Genomic DNA, 17,662 nt, shown 5'->3' with positions numbered 1-17,662 from the left:
GGCAAGCCAGCTCCTACAAAAAGCCAGCGCCTACAAGGCCGGGGGGTTACCAGAAACGCTGCTGGGTCAGGCGGCTCCACCAGGTCAGCAGCACGCGGTCGATGGAGCCGCTGGCCGCCAGCCCTACCCGCTCTTGCAGGCTCTTGCGCTCGGCATAGTGCAAGTGGAAGACCTCGGCACTCTTGGCCTTGTCCGCCAGGTATTCATCACTGGTCTGCAACTCGTCCACCAGCAGTTTTTCCTGCGCCGCCACGCCCAGCCAGACTTCACCAGTGGCCACTTCATCAATGGCCAGTTGCGGGCGATAGCGGGAAACGAAGTTCTTGAACAGTTGATGGGTGACGTCCAGGTCTTCCTGGAATTTCTCCCGGCCCTTCTCGGTATTTTCGCCAAACACCGTCAAGGTGCGCTTGTACTCACCGGCTGTCAGCACTTCGAAATCGATGTCGTGCTTCTTCAGCAGGCGGTTGACGTTGGGCAACTGGGCCACCACGCCAATGGAACCGAGGATGGCGAACGGCGCGCTGATAATCTTTTCACCGATGCAGGCCATCATGTAGCCGCCGCTGGCCGCTACCTTGTCGATGCACACCGTCAGCGGCACGCCAGCCTGGCGGATACGCGCCAGCTGCGACGACGCCAGCCCGTAGCTGTGGACCATGCCGCCACCGCTCTCCAGGCGCAGCACCACTTCATCCTTGGGCGTTGCCAGGCTCAGCAGGGCAGTGATTTCATGGCGCAGCCCTTCGGTGGCCGAAGCCTTGATGTCGCCATTGAAGTCCAGCACGAAGACCCGCGGCTTGGCCTCGGCCGGCTGTTTCTTGTGCTTCTTCTGGCTCTTTTCGCTCTTGCTCTTGGCCTTGCGCAGGGCCTTGAGCTGATCCTTGTCCAGCAGACTCTGCTCCAGGCGCTCGCGCAGTTCCTTGTAGAAATCATTCAGCTTGCTGACCTGCAACTGCCCCACACCCTTGCGCCGCCCTTTGCTGCGCAGCGCAGCGGCGGTGATCAGCACCACCAGGATGGCGACCACCAGGGTCACGGTCTTGGCCAGGAAACTGGCATATTCGGCGATAAACTCCACAGGGACTCCTCAAACATGGACCGCTGCCAACGAGCGGCGTAATGGGCTAAAGCATACCGGCGCGACTGGTCGGCCACCAGTCGGGAAACCTTGTGTAACCAAGCTCCAACAATCATTTCAAACAAGCGTATGTTTTTTCATTGACAGCTCACCGGCATCCTCATAACCTCGCAAAACTTTCAACGTACCGGGATGACGCGGACGTGGGCAGCATCTACTTGATTCGACATGGCCAGGCCTCCTTCGGTGCAGACGACTACGACGTGCTGTCGGCCACTGGCGTGCGCCAGGCGGCGGTGCTCGGCGAACACCTGGCAGCGCTGGGCATCGGCTTCGATCGCTGCCTGTCCGGCGATCTGCGGCGCCAGCAGCACACCGCCCAGGCCGCTCTGGAACAGATGAGCGCCGCTGGCTTTGACAGCCCGACCCTGGAAATAGATTCCGCCTTCAACGAATTCGATGCCGACGCCATCATCCGCGCCCTGCTGCCCGACCTGCTGCCCCAGGAACCCGAAGCCCTGAACATCCTGCGCAACGCCGCGCAGAACCGCGGTGAGTTCCAGCGCATCTTCGCCCTGATCATCCAGCGCTGGCTGGCCGGCACCTACGACCCGCCGGGCCTGGAAAGCTGGCTGGGTTTTGTCGAACGGGTCCAGGGCGGCCTGCAACGGATTCTCGAAGCAGCCAACAACCAGCAGAAGATCGCCGTGTTCACCTCCGGCGGCACCATAACCGCCCTGCTCCACCTGATTACCCGGATGCCCGCCCAGCAGGCTTTCGAACTCAATTGGCAAATCGTCAACACCTCGCTCAACCAGCTGAAGTTCCGCGGTCGCGAGGTGTCCCTGGCTTCCTTCAACGGTCATGCCCATCTGCAACTGTTGAAGGCCCCGGAGCTCATCACCTTCCGTTGAGCCCGGCTTACTGTGACCCTTGCTGTAACCACCCCATAAAAGGATCGAACCATGACCTCCGTAGCTGACGCCGTACAAGCCATGCAAGCCAAGTTCAACCCAGCTGCCGCTGCCGGCCTGGACCTGGTTTTCGGTTTCCGCATCGATGACTCCAAGCACTTCTCGCTGGTCGTCAAGGACAGCACCTGCGAACTCAAGGAAGGCGAGAACCCGGACGCCCAGGTCACCCTGGTGATGGACGGCGAGACCCTGGACGGCATCGTCAGCGGCGAGACCGACGGCATGCAAGCCTTCATGGGCGGCAAGCTGCGCGCCGAAGGCGACATGATGCTGGCCATGAAACTGAGCGAGCTGTTCCCAGCCTAAGACCGCGCAAGGTCCGGCTGTACCCGAATCCCGCCCCTGTGGCGGGATTCGTCGTTTCTGGCTGCCGCAACCGCTCTGGCCCGTGCCTTTGCCCTGAATCAATACCGCTGGGCGGCTGGCATTTCAGGCGAGACGCTTGATTGATCTCGGTCAGTTCCCACCCCGCAACGCCCCTCTACTCTTGCGCCTTCCATCGCGGCCAGGGACGGCTCAGCCGGAGCCACCTGCCATACCGCCATCACTCACGGAAGAGTCTGCATTATGCGATCACTGAAGATCATCCTGCTGTCTACCGCCTTCAACGGCCTGACCCAACGCGCCTGGCTCGACCTGCGCCAGGCCGGGCATCGCCCCAGCGTGGTGCTGTTCACCGGTGAAGAAGAGGTCTGCCGGCAGATCGAAGAAGCCCAGGCTGATCTGGTGATCTGCCCGTTCCTCAAGGACCGTGTTCCGCAGCAGCTGTGGAGCCACCCCAAGCGTCCAGTGGTGATCATTCACCCGGGGATTGTCGGCGACCGTGGCGCCAGCGCCCTGGACTGGGCCATCAGCAAGGAACTCAAGCGCTGGGGCGTCACCGCGTTGCAGGCGGTGGAAGAAATGGACGCCGGGCCGATCTGGTCGACCCACGAATTCAACCTGCCCGCCGGGCTGCGCAAGTCCGAGCTGTACAACGGCCTGGTGAGCGACGCGGCGATTCACTGTATCCGCGACGTGGTGGAGAAATTCCGCAACGGCTACACCCCCCAGCCCCTGGACTACGACAAACCCTCGGTCCTCGGGCGCCTGCAACCGAACATGAAGCAATCCGACCGCACCTTCAGCTGGCACGACAGCGCCCAGTTCATCAAGCGCAGCATCGATGCCGCCGACGGTCAGCCCGGCGTCCTGGCCAGCCTCGCCGGCGGCCAGTACTACGTGTACGACGCCCACCTGGATTCACGCACCGGCATGCCCGGGCAACTGCTGGCGGTGCACGACGAAGCAGTACTGGTGGCCTGCGGCGATCACAGCTTGTGGATCGGCTCCCTGCGCCAGAAGCCCCAGCCTAGCGAAGAAACCTTCAAGCGCCCCGCCCGCCACGTGCTCGGCGAGCGCCTGGCCGATGTCCCGGTGCTGGACTGGTCGGTGGCCAACAGCCCGTTCAGCACCGAGGCCTACCAACCTATCCGCTACCGCGAAACGGGCAAGGTCGGCGAACTGACCTTCGAGTTCTACAACGGCGCCATGAGCACCGAACAGTGCCAACGCCTGGTCAGCGCCCTGCGTTGGGCCAAGGCCCGGGACACCCAGGTGCTGCTGGTGCGTGGCGGCCGCGGTGCCTTCAGCAACGGCGTGCACCTCAACGTGATCCAGGCCGCCGAAGTACCGGGCCTGGAAGCCTGGGCCAATATCCAGGCCATCGACGACGTCTGCCTGGAACTGCTCACCGCCCGCCAACTGGTGGTCAGCGGCCTGACCGGCAATGCCGGCGCCGGCGGCCTGATGCTGGCCCTGGCCGCGGACGTGGTCCTGGCCCGCGCCGACACCGTGTACAACCCCCACTACAAGAGCATGGGCCTGTACGGCTCCGAGTACTGGACCTACAGCCTGCCCCGCGCCGTCGGCCAGCCCATGGCCAAGCAACTGACCGAAGCCTGCCTGCCCATCAGCGCGCTCCAGGCCCTGCAGATGGGCATGGTCCAGGAAATCGGCCCACGCTGCCCGGACGAATTCGGCCTGTGGCTGCTGCAGCGGGCCAACGGCGTGCTCAACGACCCGCGCTACCAGCACCTGCGCCAGCGCAAGCTGGATGCCGACCCACAGTTGATACAGCACTGCCGCAACGCCGAGCTGGAAGAGATGCACATGGACATGGTGCAGAACCGCAAGGGCTTCGCCGAGAAGTGCAGCAACTTCGTCTACAAGCGCAAGACCTGCTGCACCCCGGAGCGGCTGATCGAAGCCTGGGCCAAACCCCAGGACATCGCCCTGGTGGGCTGACCCAAAGCCTCCCCCCCTGAACCGTCGCCCGGTTCGCCGGGTGACAACTTCAGCGCTGTGGCTGCAACAGCAACGCCACCAGCGCCGTCCAGCCGGTCTGGTGGCTAGCCCCCAGGCCGCGCCCGGTTTCGCCATGGAAGTATTCATGGAATAGCACCAGCTCGCGGTCCTCGGCATCCACCTGCAACTGCGGGTAACCGCTCATGGACGGCCTGCGCCCGTCCTCGTCCAGCAGAAACAGTCGCGTCAGGCGCTGGCTCAAGCCGTCGGCCACTTCCTCCAGGGACGCCAGATACCCGGAGCCCCGCGGGTACTCCACCGAGAAGTTGACGTCGTAATAGCGGTGAAACTCGCGCAGCGATTCGATCAGCATGTAGTTGATCGGCATCCACAGCGGCCCGCGCCAGTTGGAATTGCCGCCATACAGCCGTGAATCGGACTCCGCCGGCTCATAACGGGCGCAGAGCTGCTTGCCGTCCACCTGCATGGCGAATGGCTGCTCGAAGGCCTTGGACAGGGAACGAATGCCGTAGGCAGACAAGAACTCGCTTTCGTCGAGCATGCGCTTGAGCAGGTCCTTGGTGCGTTCGCCGCGCAACAGCGCCAGGAGCATGCGGTTGCCCTTGCCAGGCTCGTACCAGCGCGAGACCAGGCTCGCCAGGTCCGGACGATGATGCAAAAAACCCAGTAGGCGCTGGGCCAGCCCCGGCAGGTTTTCGTGCTCATGCTGCTCCAGCACCTGCACCGCGAACAGCGGCATCAAGCCGACGATGGAGCGCAGGCGCAGGGGTTCGTTCTGCCCATCAGGGCGGTGCAGCACGTCGTAGAAGAACTGGTCCTGTTCGTCCCACAGCCCCTCGGCGCTTTCATCCACGCGGTTGATGGCCCCGGCGATATAGAGGAAGTGCTCGAAGAACTTCACCGCAATGTCCACGTACACCCCATTGCGCTTGGCCAGCTCCAGGGCGATGCGCATCAGGTCCAGGGCGTAGGCCGCGACCCAGGCCGTGCCATCGGCCTGATCCAGGGCGAAACCTTCGGGCAAGGCGGCGGAGCGGTCGAACAAGGCGATATTGTCCAGGCCGAGGAAGCCGCCCTGGAACAGGTTGCGGCCTTCTGCGTCCTTGCGGTTGACCCACCAGGAAAAATTCAGCAGCAGCTTGTGGAATATGCGTTCGAGAAAATCCAGGTCACCGACGCCAGTCAGGGACTTTTCCTGCTGGTAGACCCGCCAGCAGGCCCAGGCGTGCACCGGTGGGTTGGCATCGTCGAAACGCCACTCGTAGGCCGGCAACTGACCGTTGGGGTGCATGAAGCGGTCTTTCACCAGCAGCAATAACTGCTGCTTGGCAAAGCCGGGATCGATCAGGGCAAAGGCCACTGCCTGGAACCCCAGATCCCAGGAGGCATACCAGGGGTACTCCCAGGTATCGGGCATGGAAACGATGTCGCAGTTGGACAGATGGCGCCAATGGGTATTGCGCAGGTGCTCGCGCTCCGTCGGCGGTGCCGGCTGCCCGGGATCACCATCGAGCCACTGGTTGACGTCGAAGTAATACAGCTGCTTGGACCACAGCAGCCCGGCCAGGGCCTGACGCTGCACGTTGCGCGCATCAGCGCTTTCTATGCCCTGCTGCAGCGCCGCGTAGAACTCATCGGCCTCGCGCCGACGCTGCTCGAACAGGTGGCGAGCACTGACCTGCTCACTGCCCGCCGGGGCGAACCGCAGGAACAGACTCTTGCGCTCGCCGCCCGCCAGTTCCAGGACAAAGTGCGCCGCGGCCCGTGTGCCGCCATCGAAGGCCACCGCACTGGCTTGCCCACCCACCAGATAGTCGTTGATGCCGTCCTTGAACGGCCCCGGCGCCGCCAGCCCGTCCAGCTTGGGGAAGTTGCTGTCGTTATTGCAGAACAACCATTGGCAAGGCTCTGCGCCCCAGGCGGTGATCTGCCGCTCGGGCAGTTGCCCGTGCCGCGCCAGCACCCTGTCGCCCTCCAGGCGCAGGCTCGGTCGCGGCGCGTCGCCACCCCAGCTCCAGGTGTTGCGCGCCCAGACCTGGGGCAGCACCCGCAGCCGCGCCGGCTGGTGGAAACGGTTGTGCACGGTGATGAGCATGAAAATGTCATCGGCCGTGTGCTTGGCATATTCCACCGTCACATCGAAGTAGCGGTTGTCCTCGAAGACCCCGGTGTCGAGGATCTCGTACTCGGCATCAGACAGACCACGCCGGGCGTTTTCCGCCACCAGATCGGCATAGGGAAAGGCCGCCTGGGGGTACTTGTAGAGCATGCGCATATAGGCATGGCTGGGCACGCCGTCGAGGTAGAAATACAGCTCCTTGACGTCTTCGCCATGATTGCCTTCGGCGTTGTTCAGGCCGAACAGGCGCTCCTTGAGAATGCTGTCGTGTTCATTCCACAGCGCCAGCCCCAGGCACCAGTGCTGGGCCTTGTCGGAGAACCCGGCCAGCCCGTCCTCGCCCCAGCGGTAGGCGCGGCTGCGGGCATGTTCGTGGGGGAAGTAGCTCCAGGCGTCGCCATCGGCGCTGTAGTCCTCGCGCACCGTGCCCCACTGTCGTTCACTCAGGTACGGCCCCCACTGGCGCCAGTGCTCGCCCTCACTGCCTTGCAGGCGCCGGCCCTCAACCGTATCGAGAATGCTGGTGGTGGATTTTGCCGGCATCGGGGAGTGTCCTTGACCATGGAGGTGACTTGCAGTGTAGGAGTAGCCCGTCTCGCTGCCCCGTGACAAATGTTTCACGGTACGAAGGCCCGAGGTGCCTAAAAACCCACGAGGCATCCGGGCCAGAGCCATTACGGCTAAATTTTTCGCCCCTGGCTCGTTATAATCGGCAACCCTTTTATGGCAATGCGGATTCAATGATGTTCAGTTGCAAAGCGTTTTTCCCGGGCGCACTGCTCGCGGCAGCCTTCTCGACCCAGGCTGAAGGCCTTGACCTGAGCTACCCGCAGCCCCCGTTACCGGCCACCCCCATCCAGACCCCGGCGCCCCAGAGCGACATGCCCACCTTCAAACTGCAATTCAAGCCAGGCATCAGCTACGAGCACCATTGCAGCGGCCAATGCACCTACGAAACCAATATCGACCAGTTGCACGACCGCGAAACCCGCCACAGTTCAATCATCGACTTCGACTGAGCCCGGCCATTAAACCTGCGGCGCGCTTGATCCACACTCGCGCTCCTGAGTCCTACAGCAAACTCAGGAAGTCCTGCCCTGCCGGCGAAGTGGCCCGCAGCCTTGTGCAAGCCTTGCGACCGCCTTCGCTGGCAAGCCAGCTCCTACACAAGCGTCCGGCATCGCGCAAAATTCCGTAGGGACGGGGGTGGAGGCCGCTCGGTTATCCAGCTACGACCCCTCAACACCAAAAACGACACCCCCTGACCCCAGGCGGTTGACGCGCCGCCCTCATCTCTATTTATTACTATTTATCCGCATTAATACGATAAATAGCCGCCCATGCTGAAACGCCCCGTTCGCCGCAAACGCCAGAAGCTTTCCGACGTGATTGTCGAGTCGGTGAAGCGTTCCATCGTCACCGATGCCCTGCGCCCCGGGGATCGCTTGCCCACCGAGAAGGAGCTGATGGAAAGCTTCCAATGCTCCAAGGGCTCGGCCCGGGAAGCGCTCAAGGCGCTGGAGGTGGAGGGGCTGGTCAACACTCGCACCGGGCCAAACGGCGGCGCTTACCTGAACCAGGCCGGCACCGAGCCGGCCAGCCGCGCGCTGCGCAACTACCTGCACTTTCAGCACATGGACGGCGAGCAGGTCTATCAACTGCGCAAGGTGATCGAGGTGGAGCTGGCGGTGTCGGTGATCGGGCGCCTGAGCGAGGCAGATTTCAAGGCCCTGCAGGACAACATCGACTTCTGCAGCCAACCCGAGGACAGCGAGGCCGGCCAGCGCGAGCAGCGCATCGCCGAGCTGGAGTTCCACAACCTGCTGGGGCGGGCCTGCCCCAACCCGCTGCTGAGTTTCATGGCGCAGTTTCTCAACGATTTGCTGCGCGACCTGGTGGTGCTGAAGAAGGCCTACAAGCCCAAGCGCAAGCAGTTCGACGCCGCCAACCTGGATTACCACAAACGCTTGCTGCTGGCCTTGCGCGCCGAAGATGAACGCGCGGTACGCCAGTTGATGCACGAACACATGTGCGACGCCGAGCACCACATGACCGCCCTGGAAGGCGAAGTCACCCAGCACTTCCTGCTGGAGTTCGACCACCACCGATAGCGCCCGCCGTCCACCGCTTTGCCAATAACAAGCCTGAACACAGGCTGCTACGTCGATTCGCCATTGCCACTCCTGCCAATAACTAAACCAGGGAGTTACCCCATGCAGCGTCGTACGTTGTTGAAAGCCGGTCTGGCCGTTAGCGGTGCCCTCAGCCTCGGGCTGGGGGTGCGCAACGCCTTTGCCGCCGAACCCTTTACCTTCTACGGACTGAAGTCGATGTCCGGCGCCTTTGCCAGCTACGGCAAGTTCGCCGACATGGGCTCGCGCCTGGCGGTGGAGCAGTACCCGACCCTGCTGGGGCGACCGCTGCACTACAAGGTGATCGACACCGAGGGCAACGCCGGCAAGGCGGTGCGCCGGGTCCAGGAGGCGATTGCCCAGGACGGCGCGCGGTTCTTCCAGGGCTGCACCCTGTCGTCTTCGGCGCTGGCGGTGGCCAAGGAGGTGGGCAAGGTCGGCGGGGTGTTCATGACCCCGGTGGGCGCCGATGAGGTCACTGGCAAGGACTGCAATGCCTCGACCTTTCGCTGGTCGGTGCCAACCTACGGCGCCATCCGCGAAACCATGGTGCCGCTGATCAAGTTGCTGCCCGAGGCCAAGCGCTGGTACACCATCACCCCGCAATACGTGTTCGGCGAAGCCTTGCTGGAAGGGGCGAAGCAGGTGTGTGCCGAACATGGCATCGAGCACATCGGCAACAGCTACCACTCCTTGCAGGAGCAGGAGTTCTCCGGCTACCTGACCAACGCCATCGCCGCCCGCCCTGATGTGCTGGTGCTGTTGAACTTCGGTAGCCAGTCATCCAACGCCCTGCGCCAGGCGGTGAACTTCGGCATCAAGGAACGCATGAAGGTGCTGCTGGTGTGGTCCGCCGGGCTCGACCAGTTCCAGGAGCTGGGCAGCGACGTCTTGGAAGGCGTCTACCTCGGCGCGCAGTACTGGCATCAGGTGGACACCCCGCTCAATCGCGAACTGGTGAAGCTGACCCAGGCCAAATACGGCATCAACCCCACCTACCCGCTGGCCGCCGACTACATCGGCAGCAAGATCATCCTCGACACCATTGCCGCCACCGGCAGCTTTGACGGCGCTACCGTGGCCAAGGCCATGCAGGGCCTGACCTACCAGGGCCCCACCGGCGAGGAGAGCATCCGCGCCGGCGACCATCAGGTGATCAAGGATTACTACCTGCTGGTGGGCAAGGCCGCCGCCACGATGCGCGACAAGGACGACCTGGCCGAAGTGCTCAGCGCCGGTCGCTCGTTCCCGGATGTCAGCGCCACCGGCTGCGCCCTGGCCTGACGCTCGACACTTCTATCGCTGGCTACAGGCAGCGGGCTCCGTCCAAGGGCTCCCTGCCGAGGGTTCCTGCATGCTTAATTTGTACCTGTTCCAGATCCTCAACGGCCTCGGGCTGGGGATGATCTACTTCCTGATCGCGGTGGGCCTGACGATCATTTTCGGCCTGCTGAACTTCGTCAACTTCGCCCATGGCGCGTTCTTCGTGCTCGGCGCCTACATCTGCTACACCGCCGTCAGCCTGACCGGCAACTTCTGGCTGGCCCTGGTGCTAGCGCCCCTGGTGGTGGCGGCCCTGGCCTGGATCATCGAGCGCCTGTTGATCCAGCGCATCTACCACTTGCCGCACATGTTCCAGATCCTGGTGACCCTGGGCATCGCGCTGATCATCCAGGAAGCCAGCGTGATGATCTGGGGCCCGGTGGGCAAGGCCGTGGCGGTGCCGGAACTGCTGCGCGGAGTGCTGGTGATCGGCGACTTCGTCTACCCCTACTACCGCCTGTTCCTGATCCTGTTCTCGGCCCTGGTGGGGCTGGGCCTGTGGCTGCTGCTGGAGCGCACGCGCTTCGGTGCCCTGGTGCGGGCTGGCAGTGAAAGCACCGAGACCGTGTCGCTGCTGGGCACCAATATCTTTCGCCTGTTTTCCATGACCTTCGCCCTCGGCGTGGCCCTGGCCGGGATCGCCGGGGTGCTGTTCGCGCCCTTGCGCGGCGCCCAGCCCTTTGTCGGCCCGGAGATTCTCGGGGTGGCCTTCGTGGTGGTGGTGATCGGTGGCATGGGCTCGTTCGGCGGCGCCCTGGTGGGCGGCCTGCTGGTGGGGGTGGTGCAAAGCCTGATGACCAGCCTCTGGCCCCAGGGCGCCAGCCTGATGATCTACGGCGCCATGGCGGCAGTCATTCTGGTGCGTCCTTACGGCCTGTTCGGGAGAGCATGATCATGAGCGAGAAAAATCCCCTGCCCTTTGCCAAGACTCAATCGCGCAGCCTGCTGTGGCTGGTGATCGCGGTGCTGATCGGCCTGCCCCTGGTGCTGCCGTCGGCGACCCTGGCCAGCGAGATCCTGATCTTCGCCCTAGCCGCACTGGCCTGTAACCTGCTGCTGGGCTACACCGGGCTGCTGTCGTTCGGCCAGGGCATCTTCTTCGGCGCCGGTGCCTACTGCGCCGCCCTGTTGATGATCCATCTGCAGCTGGGGCTGTTCAGTGCCCTGCTCGGCGCGGCGCTGGTGGGAGCCTTGCTGGCACTGCTGGTGGGCGCCCTGGCGATCCGCCGCACCGGCATCTACTTCGTCATGCTGACCCTGGCCTTCAGCCAGATGGCCTACTTCATCGCCTACACCCTCAGCGACTGGACCGGCGGCGACAACGGCCTGCTCAGCGTGCCGCGCCCGGAGATCCGCATCGGTGACACGGTGCTGCTGTCCCTGGCCGACGCCCGCTATTTCTACGGCTTTGTCGCGGTGCTGTTCCTGCTGATCTTCATCGGTGCCCGGCGGGTGATCGCCTCGCCGTTCGGCAGCACCCTGATGGCCATCCGCGAGAACGAAACCCGCGCCGCCGCCATCGGCTACGACACCCGGCATTTCAAGATCCTGGTGTTCATGCTCTCCGGCGCGGTCACCGGGATTGCCGGGGCGCTGTACGCCATGCTCCTGCACTTCGTGCCGCTGTCGAACATCGACCTGGCGATGTCGGAAAACATCCTGATCATGACCATCGTCGGCGGCACCGGCTCGCTGTTCGGCTCCCTGCTCGGCGCCGGCGCCATCGTACTGCTGGGCGAGTTCCTCTCCGAGCTGTGGCCACGCTGGCTGATTCTGCTGGGGGTGATCCTGATCCTGGTGGTGGTGTTCATGCGCGGCGGTTTGTGGGGCGGTTTGTCGAGCCTGGTGGAACGCCTCAAAGGCTCACGCAAGACGGCCTTGCTGGCCGAGGAGAAACGCTCATGAGCAAGCCTGCGCAGTACCTGCTGGAAACCCAGAACCTGGAGCTGGCCTACGGTGCCTTCCACGCGGTCAACGGGGTCAACCTCAAGGTCGAGGCCGGCACCATCCACACCATCATCGGCCCCAACGGCGCCGGCAAGACCAGCCTGTTCCACTGCCTGACCGGCGAACGCCAGGCCACCGCTGGAGCCATCCGTTTCAACGGCAAGAACATCATCAAGAAACCCGCCCACGGCCGGGTCGGCCTGGGCATGGCGCGTTCCTTCCAGCTCACCAGCCTGTTCCAGAACCTCAGCGTGCGGGAGAACCTGCGCCTGGCCGCCCAGGGCCGAGACGGCCTGGGAGCGCTGAACTTCTGGCGCCACGTGGACAGCCGCCGCGAGCACCTGGAGGTGGCCGACCAGGTGCTGGAGCGCCTGCAACTCACGGCCCGGGCCCAGACCCTGGCCGGCGAGCTGTCCCACGGCCAGCAACGGGTGCTGGAAGTGGGCATGTCGATCTGTTCGAAGCCGCAATTGCTGATGCTCGACGAGCCCACCTCGGGCATGGGCATCGACGACATTCCGATCATGACCCAACTGATCAGCGACCTGGGCCGCGACCACACGGTGCTGCTGATCGAACACAACATGAGCATCGTCATGTCCATCAGCCAACGCATCACCGTGATGAGCCACGGCCAGATCCTGGTCGAGGGCACGCCGGATGTGGTGCGCGCCGATGAGCGTGTGCGTGTCGCCTACCTGGGAGAAGCCGCCTGATGCTGACCGTCGAGAACATCCATTCCTACTACGACAAGAGCCACGTGCTCGAAGGCGTCTCGCTCAAGGTGGAGGCCGGTGAACTGGTGACCCTGCTGGGGCGCAACGGCGCGGGCAAGACCACCACCTTACGCAGCATTCTGGGGATCATCTGCCCGCGCCAGGGCCAGATCCACTTCAACGGCCAGCAACTGGTGGGCCAGAAGATCTTCGAGATCGCCCGCCAGGGCCTGGCCCTGGTGCCGGAACACCGGGGCATCTTTCGCCTGCTCAGCGTCGAGGAAAACCTGCGTATCGCCCAACGCAAGACCAGCCGCTGGCAGCTGGACGACATCTACCGAATGTTTCCGCGGCTCAAGGAACGCCGCAAGAACGCCGGCCACGCCCTGTCCGGTGGCGAACAGCAGATGCTGGCCATCGCCCGTGCCCTGCTCAATGACCCCAAGCTGCTGATCCTCGACGAACCCACTGAGGGCCTGGCGCCGGTGATCGTCGACGAGCTGGTGAAGATCCTGCGCACCCTCAAGGAAGGCGGCCTTCCGGTGCTGCTGGTGGAACAGAACCTGATGGTCTGCGACAAGCTCGCCGACCGTCACTACGTGCTCGAACAGGGCCGCGTGGTCTACCAGGGCAGCGCCGCCGAGTTTCGCGCCGACCCGACCATCAAGAACCGCTACCTGGCCCTGAGCGCCTGACGGGAGAAATGCCATGAACAGTCGACTGGACCCACTGCAGTCCTTGCACAGCAATGCCCCGCTGATCAACCGCGAGCGCCTCTGGCAGTCCTTGATGGACCTGGCCCGACTGGGCGCCACCGCCAAGGGTGGCGTGTGCCGCCTGGCCCTCACCGACCTCGACCGGCAGGCCCGGGACCTGTTCGTGCGCTGGTGCGAAGAGGCCGGCTGCAGCGTCAGCGTGGACGGCATCGGCAATATCTTCGCCCGCCGCGCCGGGCGTGACCCGACCCGCGCCCCGGTAATGACCGGCAGCCATATCGACACCCAGCCCACCGGCGGCAAGTTCGACGGTTGCTACGGGGTGATGGCCGGGCTGGAGGTGATCCGCACCCTGAACGACCTGGGCCTGGAAACCCAGGCGCCGATCGAAGTGGTGGTCTGGACCAACGAGGAAGGCTCGCGCTTCCCGCCGTGCATGATGGGTTCGGGGGTGTTCGCCGGAAAGTTCGACCTCGCCGACACCCTGGCCAAGCAGGATGAACAGGGCCTGTCGGTGGGCGCCGAGTTGCAGCGCATCGGCTATGCCGGTCCGCGTGCGGTATTCGGCCATCCGGTGGGCGCCTATTTCGAAGCGCATATCGAGCAAGGGCCGGTGCTGGAAGACCGCCAGACCACCATTGGCGTGGTCATGGGCTGCCTGGGCCAGAAGTGGTTCGACCTGACCCTGAGCGGGGTCGAGGCCCACGCCGGGCCGACGCCGATGCACCTGCGCAAGGACGCTCTGGTGGGCGCGGCGCAAGTGGTCAGCGCGGTCAATCGCATCGCCCATGCCCATCAGCCCCATGCCTGCGGCACCGTGGGCTGCCTGAGCCTGCACCCGGGCTCGCGCAACGTGATCCCCGGGCAGGTGCAGATGACCCTCGACCTGCGCCACCTGCACGCCGATCGGTTGCAAGCCATGGTCGATGAAGTGCGCCAAGTGATCGAAGACAGCTGTCGCCAGCACGGCCTGAGCTTCGAGCTGACCGCCACCGCCGACTTCCCGCCGCTGGACTTCGACCCCGCCTGCGTGGCCGCCGTGCGCCAGGGCGCCGAGCACCTGGGGCTGAGCCACATGGACATCGTCAGCGGCGCCGGGCACGACGCGATCTTCATCGCCGAGCTGGGCCCGGCAGGGATGATCTTCGTGCCCTGCGAGGGCGGCATCAGCCACAACGAAATTGAAAACGCCGCGCCCCAGGACCTGGCCGACGGCTGCGCGGTCCTGCTGCGGGCCATGGTCAATGCCGCTCAAGGAGCTCAATCGCTATGAAGCAAGCCACTGACATCGCCGCCTTGAGCGGCGTCGAACTGCTGCGCCATTACCGTGACAAGCGCCTGTCACCGGTGGAGGTCACCGAAGACGCCCTGGCGCGTATCGAGCGCTTCAATCCGCTGGTCAACGCCTATTGCCATATCGACCACCAAGGGGCCCTGGACGCGGCACGGGCCTCCGAACAGCGCTGGCTCAAGGGCCAGCCCTGCGGCGCCCTGGACGGCTTGCCGGCGTCGATCAAGGACCTGACCCTGACCCGCGGCATGCCCACCCGCAAGGGCTCGAAAACCACTGCGGCCACCGGCCCCTGGGAGGTCGATGCACCCTTCTCCGGCTTCATGCGCGCGGCCGGCGCGGTGCTGCTGGGCAAGACCACCACTCCGGAATTCGGCTGGAAAGGCGTGACCGACAACCCTTTGTACGGCATCACTCGCAACCCCTGGGACACTCGCCTGACGGCCGGCGGCTCTTCCGGCGGCGCAGCGGCGGCGGCCTCGCTGAACCTCGGCGTGTTGCACCAGGGCAGCGATGCCGGCGGCTCGATCCGCATTCCCTGCGCCTTCACCGGCACCTTCGGCATCAAGCCGACCTTCGGCTACGTGCCGCAGTGGCCGGCCAGCGCGATGAACATCCTCTCGCACCTGGGCCCGATGACCCGCAGCGTCGATGACGCCGTGCTGATGCTGCAGACCGTGGCCCGCCCGGATGCCCGTGACGGCCTGCTCGGCGCACCGCGCAGCACGCCCTGGTTACCGGAAAATGCCAGCCTCAAGGGCCTGCGCATCGCCTACAGCCCGGACTTCGGCTACGTCAAGGTCGACCCGCAAGTGGCGCGAGTGGTGGCCCGGGCGGTGGAGCGCCTGGCGCAACTGGGGGCACAGATCGAGCAGGTCGATCCCGGTTTCAGTGATCCCCTGGAGATGTTCAATACCCTGTGGTTCTCCGGAGCGGCGCGCCTGACCGCAGCCCTCAGCCCCGCCCAGCGCGCCTTGCTGGACCCGGGCCTGCTGCGCATCGCCGAACAGGGCGAAGGCATCAGCCTCAGCGACTACAGCGCCGCCCTGGAGGCGCGCGCCGCCCTGGTGGCCCACATGGCCGCCTTCCATGAGCGCTACCACCTGCTGCTCTCGCCGATGCTGCCCCTGACCGCCTTCGCCGCCGGACATAACGTCCCACCGGACTCGGGCCTGGGGGAGTGGATGGAGTGGACGCCCTTCAGCTACCCCTTCAACCTGACCCAGCAACCGGCGGCGTCACTGCCCTGCGGCTTTGCCGACGACGGCCTGCCCGTGGGCCTGCACGTAGTCGGCGCACGCTTTGCCGATGAGCAAGTGCTGCGCTTGTGCCGGGCCTATGAACAAGCGTTCCCCAGCCCCCACCCCCAAGCCCCCGTCCTGCGACACTGACCCGCACAAAATCCCGTAGGAGCCGGCTTGCCGGCGAAGAGGCCCGCGAGTCTTGTGCAACCCCTGAGGCCGCCTTCGCGGGCAAGCCCGCTCCTACAGAACGTCGCGATTGGGTGGGGCCGTATTCAATCGGGCCGAGGGATACGCCGCTGCAGTGCTCACAAAAACGCAACACCAGGCTGCGTCCTTTGTGATGGTTGGGCTAGGGTGGAAGCGATACAGTCGGGCCATCAGCAACCCGACTGACGCCCGACACAAGGATGCGTTCGATGACTGATTTGCACAATCTATCCACCACCCAGCTGCTGGCGCAATTCGCCAGCCGCACCCTCTCGCCACTGGACTACTACGAGCATCTGCTGGCCCATATCGGGCGCTGGGAGCCGCATATCCGTGCGCTCTACGCCTTCGATCCGGAGCAGGTGCGCCTGCAGGCCCGGGCCGCCACCGAGCGCTGGAACAAGGGCGCCCCCAACGGCCCGCTGGACGGGATTCCAGTGACGATCAAGGAACTGATCGCCACCCAAGGCACGCCGATTCCGCTGGGCAGCGCGGCCACCACACTGAAGCCGGCGTTGCAGGATGCTCCACCCGCCGCGCGGATGCGTGAAGCCGGGGCGATCATCCTGGCCAAGACCACGGTGCCGGATTTCGGCATGTTGTCTTCGGGGCTGTCGAGCTTCCACGGCATTACCCGCAACCCCTGGAACACCGCCTGCAATACCGGCGGCTCCAGTTCCGGTGCCGCGGCCGCAGCGGCCGCCGGTTATGGACCGCTGCACATCGGCACCGACATCGGCGGCTCGGTGCGCCTGCCGGCCGCCTGGTGCGGGCTGGTGGGGTTCAAGCCGACCCTGGGGCGGATTCCTATCGACCCGTATTACACCGGACGCTGCGCCGGGCCCATGACCCGCAGCGTCGAGGATACCGTGCTGCTGATGCGCCACCTGGCCAGACCCGATGCCCGGGACGCCACCAGCCTGCCGCCCTTGACCACGGACTGGAGCGACGAGCCGGTGTCGGTCAACGGCTTGAAAATCGGCCTGATGCTGGAACCCGGCGCGGGGCTGCAACCGGAAGGTTTTGTCTGCGCAGCGGTGGAACAGGCTGCGCGGCTGTTCGAGAGCCACGGCGCCCAGGTCCGCACCCTGGCGCCGATCATGGACCGCGCGCAATTGGACGGCCTCGACCGCTTCTGGCGCGCCCGACAATGGGCGGAACTCTCGGCCCTGGGTGCCGAGCAGTTCGCCAAGGTGCTGCCCTATATCCGCGACTGGGCGGCGCCGGGGGCCGACTTGTCCGGGGTCGAGGCGGTGCTGGGCTTCAACCAGACCTTCGAGATGCGTCGCCGCGCCGCCCAGGTGTTCAGCGAGTTCGACCTGGTGTTGTCACCCACCAACCAGATCAACCATTTTCCCGCCCAGTGGCCGTCACCGAGCAATGATCCGCAGCAGCCGTTCGAGCACATCGTCTTCACCCTGCCCTGGAACATGGGCGAACAACCGGCGCTGTCGATCAACTGCGGTTTCGCCGCCGATGGCATGCCCATCGGCCTGCAGATGATCGCCCCGCGCTTTGCCGATCAATGGCTGCTGCAAGTGGCCAAGGCCTATGAGAGCTGGCGCGGAGCAATCCACAGCTGGCCAAATCCGCCGTCCCACTGAC

Annotated in this window: 15 protein-coding genes; 13 read left to right on the top strand and 2 right to left on the bottom strand. The window is 64.8% G+C overall.

The annotated features are described in order from the left end of the window. Positions 1–46: 46 nt before the first annotated feature. Positions 47–1,081, bottom strand: a complete 1,035-nt coding sequence (sohB, locus tag BM382_RS00115) for a protease SohB (RefSeq protein WP_019094331.1) — start codon at positions 1,079–1,081, stop codon at positions 47–49. A gap of 203 nt (positions 1,082–1,284) precedes the next feature. Here sohB and BM382_RS00110 point away from each other — a divergent pair, with 203 nt between their 5' ends. The 3 genes from BM382_RS00110 (at position 1,285) to BM382_RS00100 (ending at position 4,341) form a co-directional block, all read left to right on the top strand. Then, positions 1,285–1,995, top strand: coding sequence for a histidine phosphatase family protein (locus BM382_RS00110; protein WP_072441222.1), 711 nt, complete (start codon positions 1,285–1,287; stop codon positions 1,993–1,995). Positions 1,996–2,046: 51 nt separating this feature from the next. Further along, entirely contained in the window at positions 2,047–2,361 is a 315-nt protein-coding gene (locus BM382_RS00105; RefSeq protein ID WP_011061945.1) for an SCP2 sterol-binding domain-containing protein, read from the top strand. 261 nt (positions 2,362–2,622) lie between these two features. Next, positions 2,623–4,341 (top strand): hydrogenase maturation protein, encoded by a 1,719-nt coding sequence (locus BM382_RS00100; protein ID WP_072441219.1) that lies wholly within the window; start codon positions 2,623–2,625, stop codon positions 4,339–4,341. A 49-nt stretch (positions 4,342–4,390) separates the two neighbouring features. Here the strand turns inward: BM382_RS00100 and BM382_RS00095 are convergent, their stop codons facing one another. After that, entirely contained in the window at positions 4,391–7,024 is a 2,634-nt protein-coding gene (locus tag BM382_RS00095; RefSeq protein WP_072441216.1) for an MGH1-like glycoside hydrolase domain-containing protein, read from the bottom strand. A 200-nt stretch (positions 7,025–7,224) separates the two neighbouring features. Here BM382_RS00095 and BM382_RS00090 point away from each other — a divergent pair, with 200 nt between their 5' ends. The 10 genes from BM382_RS00090 (at position 7,225) to BM382_RS00045 (ending at position 17,661) form a co-directional block, all read left to right on the top strand. Continuing rightward, complete coding sequence (locus tag BM382_RS00090; protein WP_169893492.1) at positions 7,225–7,500, top strand: hypothetical protein; 276 nt, start codon at positions 7,225–7,227, stop codon at positions 7,498–7,500. Between the two features lie 321 nt (positions 7,501–7,821). Next, positions 7,822–8,592: a FadR/GntR family transcriptional regulator gene (locus BM382_RS00085; protein ID WP_019094327.1), complete on the top strand. Its 771-nt coding sequence runs from the start codon at positions 7,822–7,824 to the stop codon at positions 8,590–8,592. 102 nt (positions 8,593–8,694) lie between these two features. Next, on the top strand, positions 8,695–9,897 hold the full coding sequence (locus BM382_RS00080; protein WP_015636094.1) for an ABC transporter substrate-binding protein: 1,203 nt from the start codon (positions 8,695–8,697) through the stop codon (positions 9,895–9,897). Positions 9,898–9,967: 70 nt separating this feature from the next. Continuing rightward, positions 9,968–10,828 carry a branched-chain amino acid ABC transporter permease gene (locus BM382_RS00075; RefSeq protein WP_011061951.1) on the top strand — a complete coding sequence of 287 codons (861 nt, stop codon included), beginning with the start codon at positions 9,968–9,970 and terminating at the stop codon, positions 10,826–10,828. 2 nt (positions 10,829–10,830) lie between these two features. Then, positions 10,831–11,841 carry a branched-chain amino acid ABC transporter permease gene (locus BM382_RS00070; protein WP_072441213.1) on the top strand — a complete coding sequence of 337 codons (1,011 nt, stop codon included), beginning with the start codon at positions 10,831–10,833 and terminating at the stop codon, positions 11,839–11,841. Beyond that, positions 11,838–12,599: an ABC transporter ATP-binding protein gene (locus BM382_RS00065; RefSeq protein WP_011061953.1), complete on the top strand. Its 762-nt coding sequence runs from the start codon at positions 11,838–11,840 to the stop codon at positions 12,597–12,599. Before BM382_RS00070 ends, BM382_RS00065 begins: the two co-directional genes overlap by 4 nt. Further along, positions 12,599–13,294: an ABC transporter ATP-binding protein gene (locus BM382_RS00060; RefSeq protein ID WP_015636097.1), complete on the top strand. Its 696-nt coding sequence runs from the start codon at positions 12,599–12,601 to the stop codon at positions 13,292–13,294. Before BM382_RS00065 ends, BM382_RS00060 begins: the two co-directional genes overlap by 1 nt. 13 nt (positions 13,295–13,307) lie before the next feature. Next, the gene (locus BM382_RS00055) at positions 13,308–14,588 is read left to right on the top strand and encodes a Zn-dependent hydrolase (RefSeq protein WP_072441210.1); all 1,281 of its coding nucleotides are present in this window, start codon (positions 13,308–13,310) and stop codon (positions 14,586–14,588) included. After that, complete coding sequence (locus BM382_RS00050; protein ID WP_011061956.1) at positions 14,585–15,997, top strand: amidase; 1,413 nt, start codon at positions 14,585–14,587, stop codon at positions 15,995–15,997. Before BM382_RS00055 ends, BM382_RS00050 begins: the two co-directional genes overlap by 4 nt. Before the next feature lie 269 nt (positions 15,998–16,266). Beyond that, a complete protein-coding gene (locus BM382_RS00045) occupies positions 16,267–17,661 on the top strand; it encodes an amidase (RefSeq protein ID WP_072441207.1) in 1,395 nt (464 codons plus the stop codon). Position 17,662: the final 1 nt, after the last annotated feature.

It is taken from the genome of Pseudomonas sp. NFPP25 (assembly GCF_900116505.1).
GTDB lineage: Bacteria > Pseudomonadota > Gammaproteobacteria > Pseudomonadales > Pseudomonadaceae > Aquipseudomonas > Aquipseudomonas protegens.
Note: the sequence above shows the minus strand (reverse complement) of the source record. Positions and strands in the feature narration are given on the sequence as shown.

Coding starts and splice junctions, on each gene's coding strand:
- BM382_RS00105 (WP_011061945.1), top strand. CDS start 2,047: ATGACCTCCGTAGCTGACGCCGTACAAGCCATGCAAGCCAAGTTCAAC.
- BM382_RS00100 (WP_072441219.1), top strand. CDS start 2,623: ATGCGATCACTGAAGATCATCCTGCTGTCTACCGCCTTCAACGGCCTG.
- BM382_RS00095 (WP_072441216.1), bottom strand. CDS start 7,024: ATGCCGGCAAAATCCACCACCAGCATTCTCGATACGGTTGAGGGCCGG.
- BM382_RS00090 (WP_169893492.1), top strand. CDS start 7,225: ATGTTCAGTTGCAAAGCGTTTTTCCCGGGCGCACTGCTCGCGGCAGCC.
- BM382_RS00085 (WP_019094327.1), top strand. CDS start 7,822: ATGCTGAAACGCCCCGTTCGCCGCAAACGCCAGAAGCTTTCCGACGTG.
- BM382_RS00080 (WP_015636094.1), top strand. CDS start 8,695: ATGCAGCGTCGTACGTTGTTGAAAGCCGGTCTGGCCGTTAGCGGTGCC.
- BM382_RS00075 (WP_011061951.1), top strand. CDS start 9,968: ATGCTTAATTTGTACCTGTTCCAGATCCTCAACGGCCTCGGGCTGGGG.
- BM382_RS00070 (WP_072441213.1), top strand. CDS start 10,831: ATGAGCGAGAAAAATCCCCTGCCCTTTGCCAAGACTCAATCGCGCAGC.
- BM382_RS00065 (WP_011061953.1), top strand. CDS start 11,838: ATGAGCAAGCCTGCGCAGTACCTGCTGGAAACCCAGAACCTGGAGCTG.
- BM382_RS00060 (WP_015636097.1), top strand. CDS start 12,599: ATGCTGACCGTCGAGAACATCCATTCCTACTACGACAAGAGCCACGTG.
- BM382_RS00055 (WP_072441210.1), top strand. CDS start 13,308: ATGAACAGTCGACTGGACCCACTGCAGTCCTTGCACAGCAATGCCCCG.
- BM382_RS00050 (WP_011061956.1), top strand. CDS start 14,585: ATGAAGCAAGCCACTGACATCGCCGCCTTGAGCGGCGTCGAACTGCTG.
- BM382_RS00045 (WP_072441207.1), top strand. CDS start 16,267: ATGACTGATTTGCACAATCTATCCACCACCCAGCTGCTGGCGCAATTC.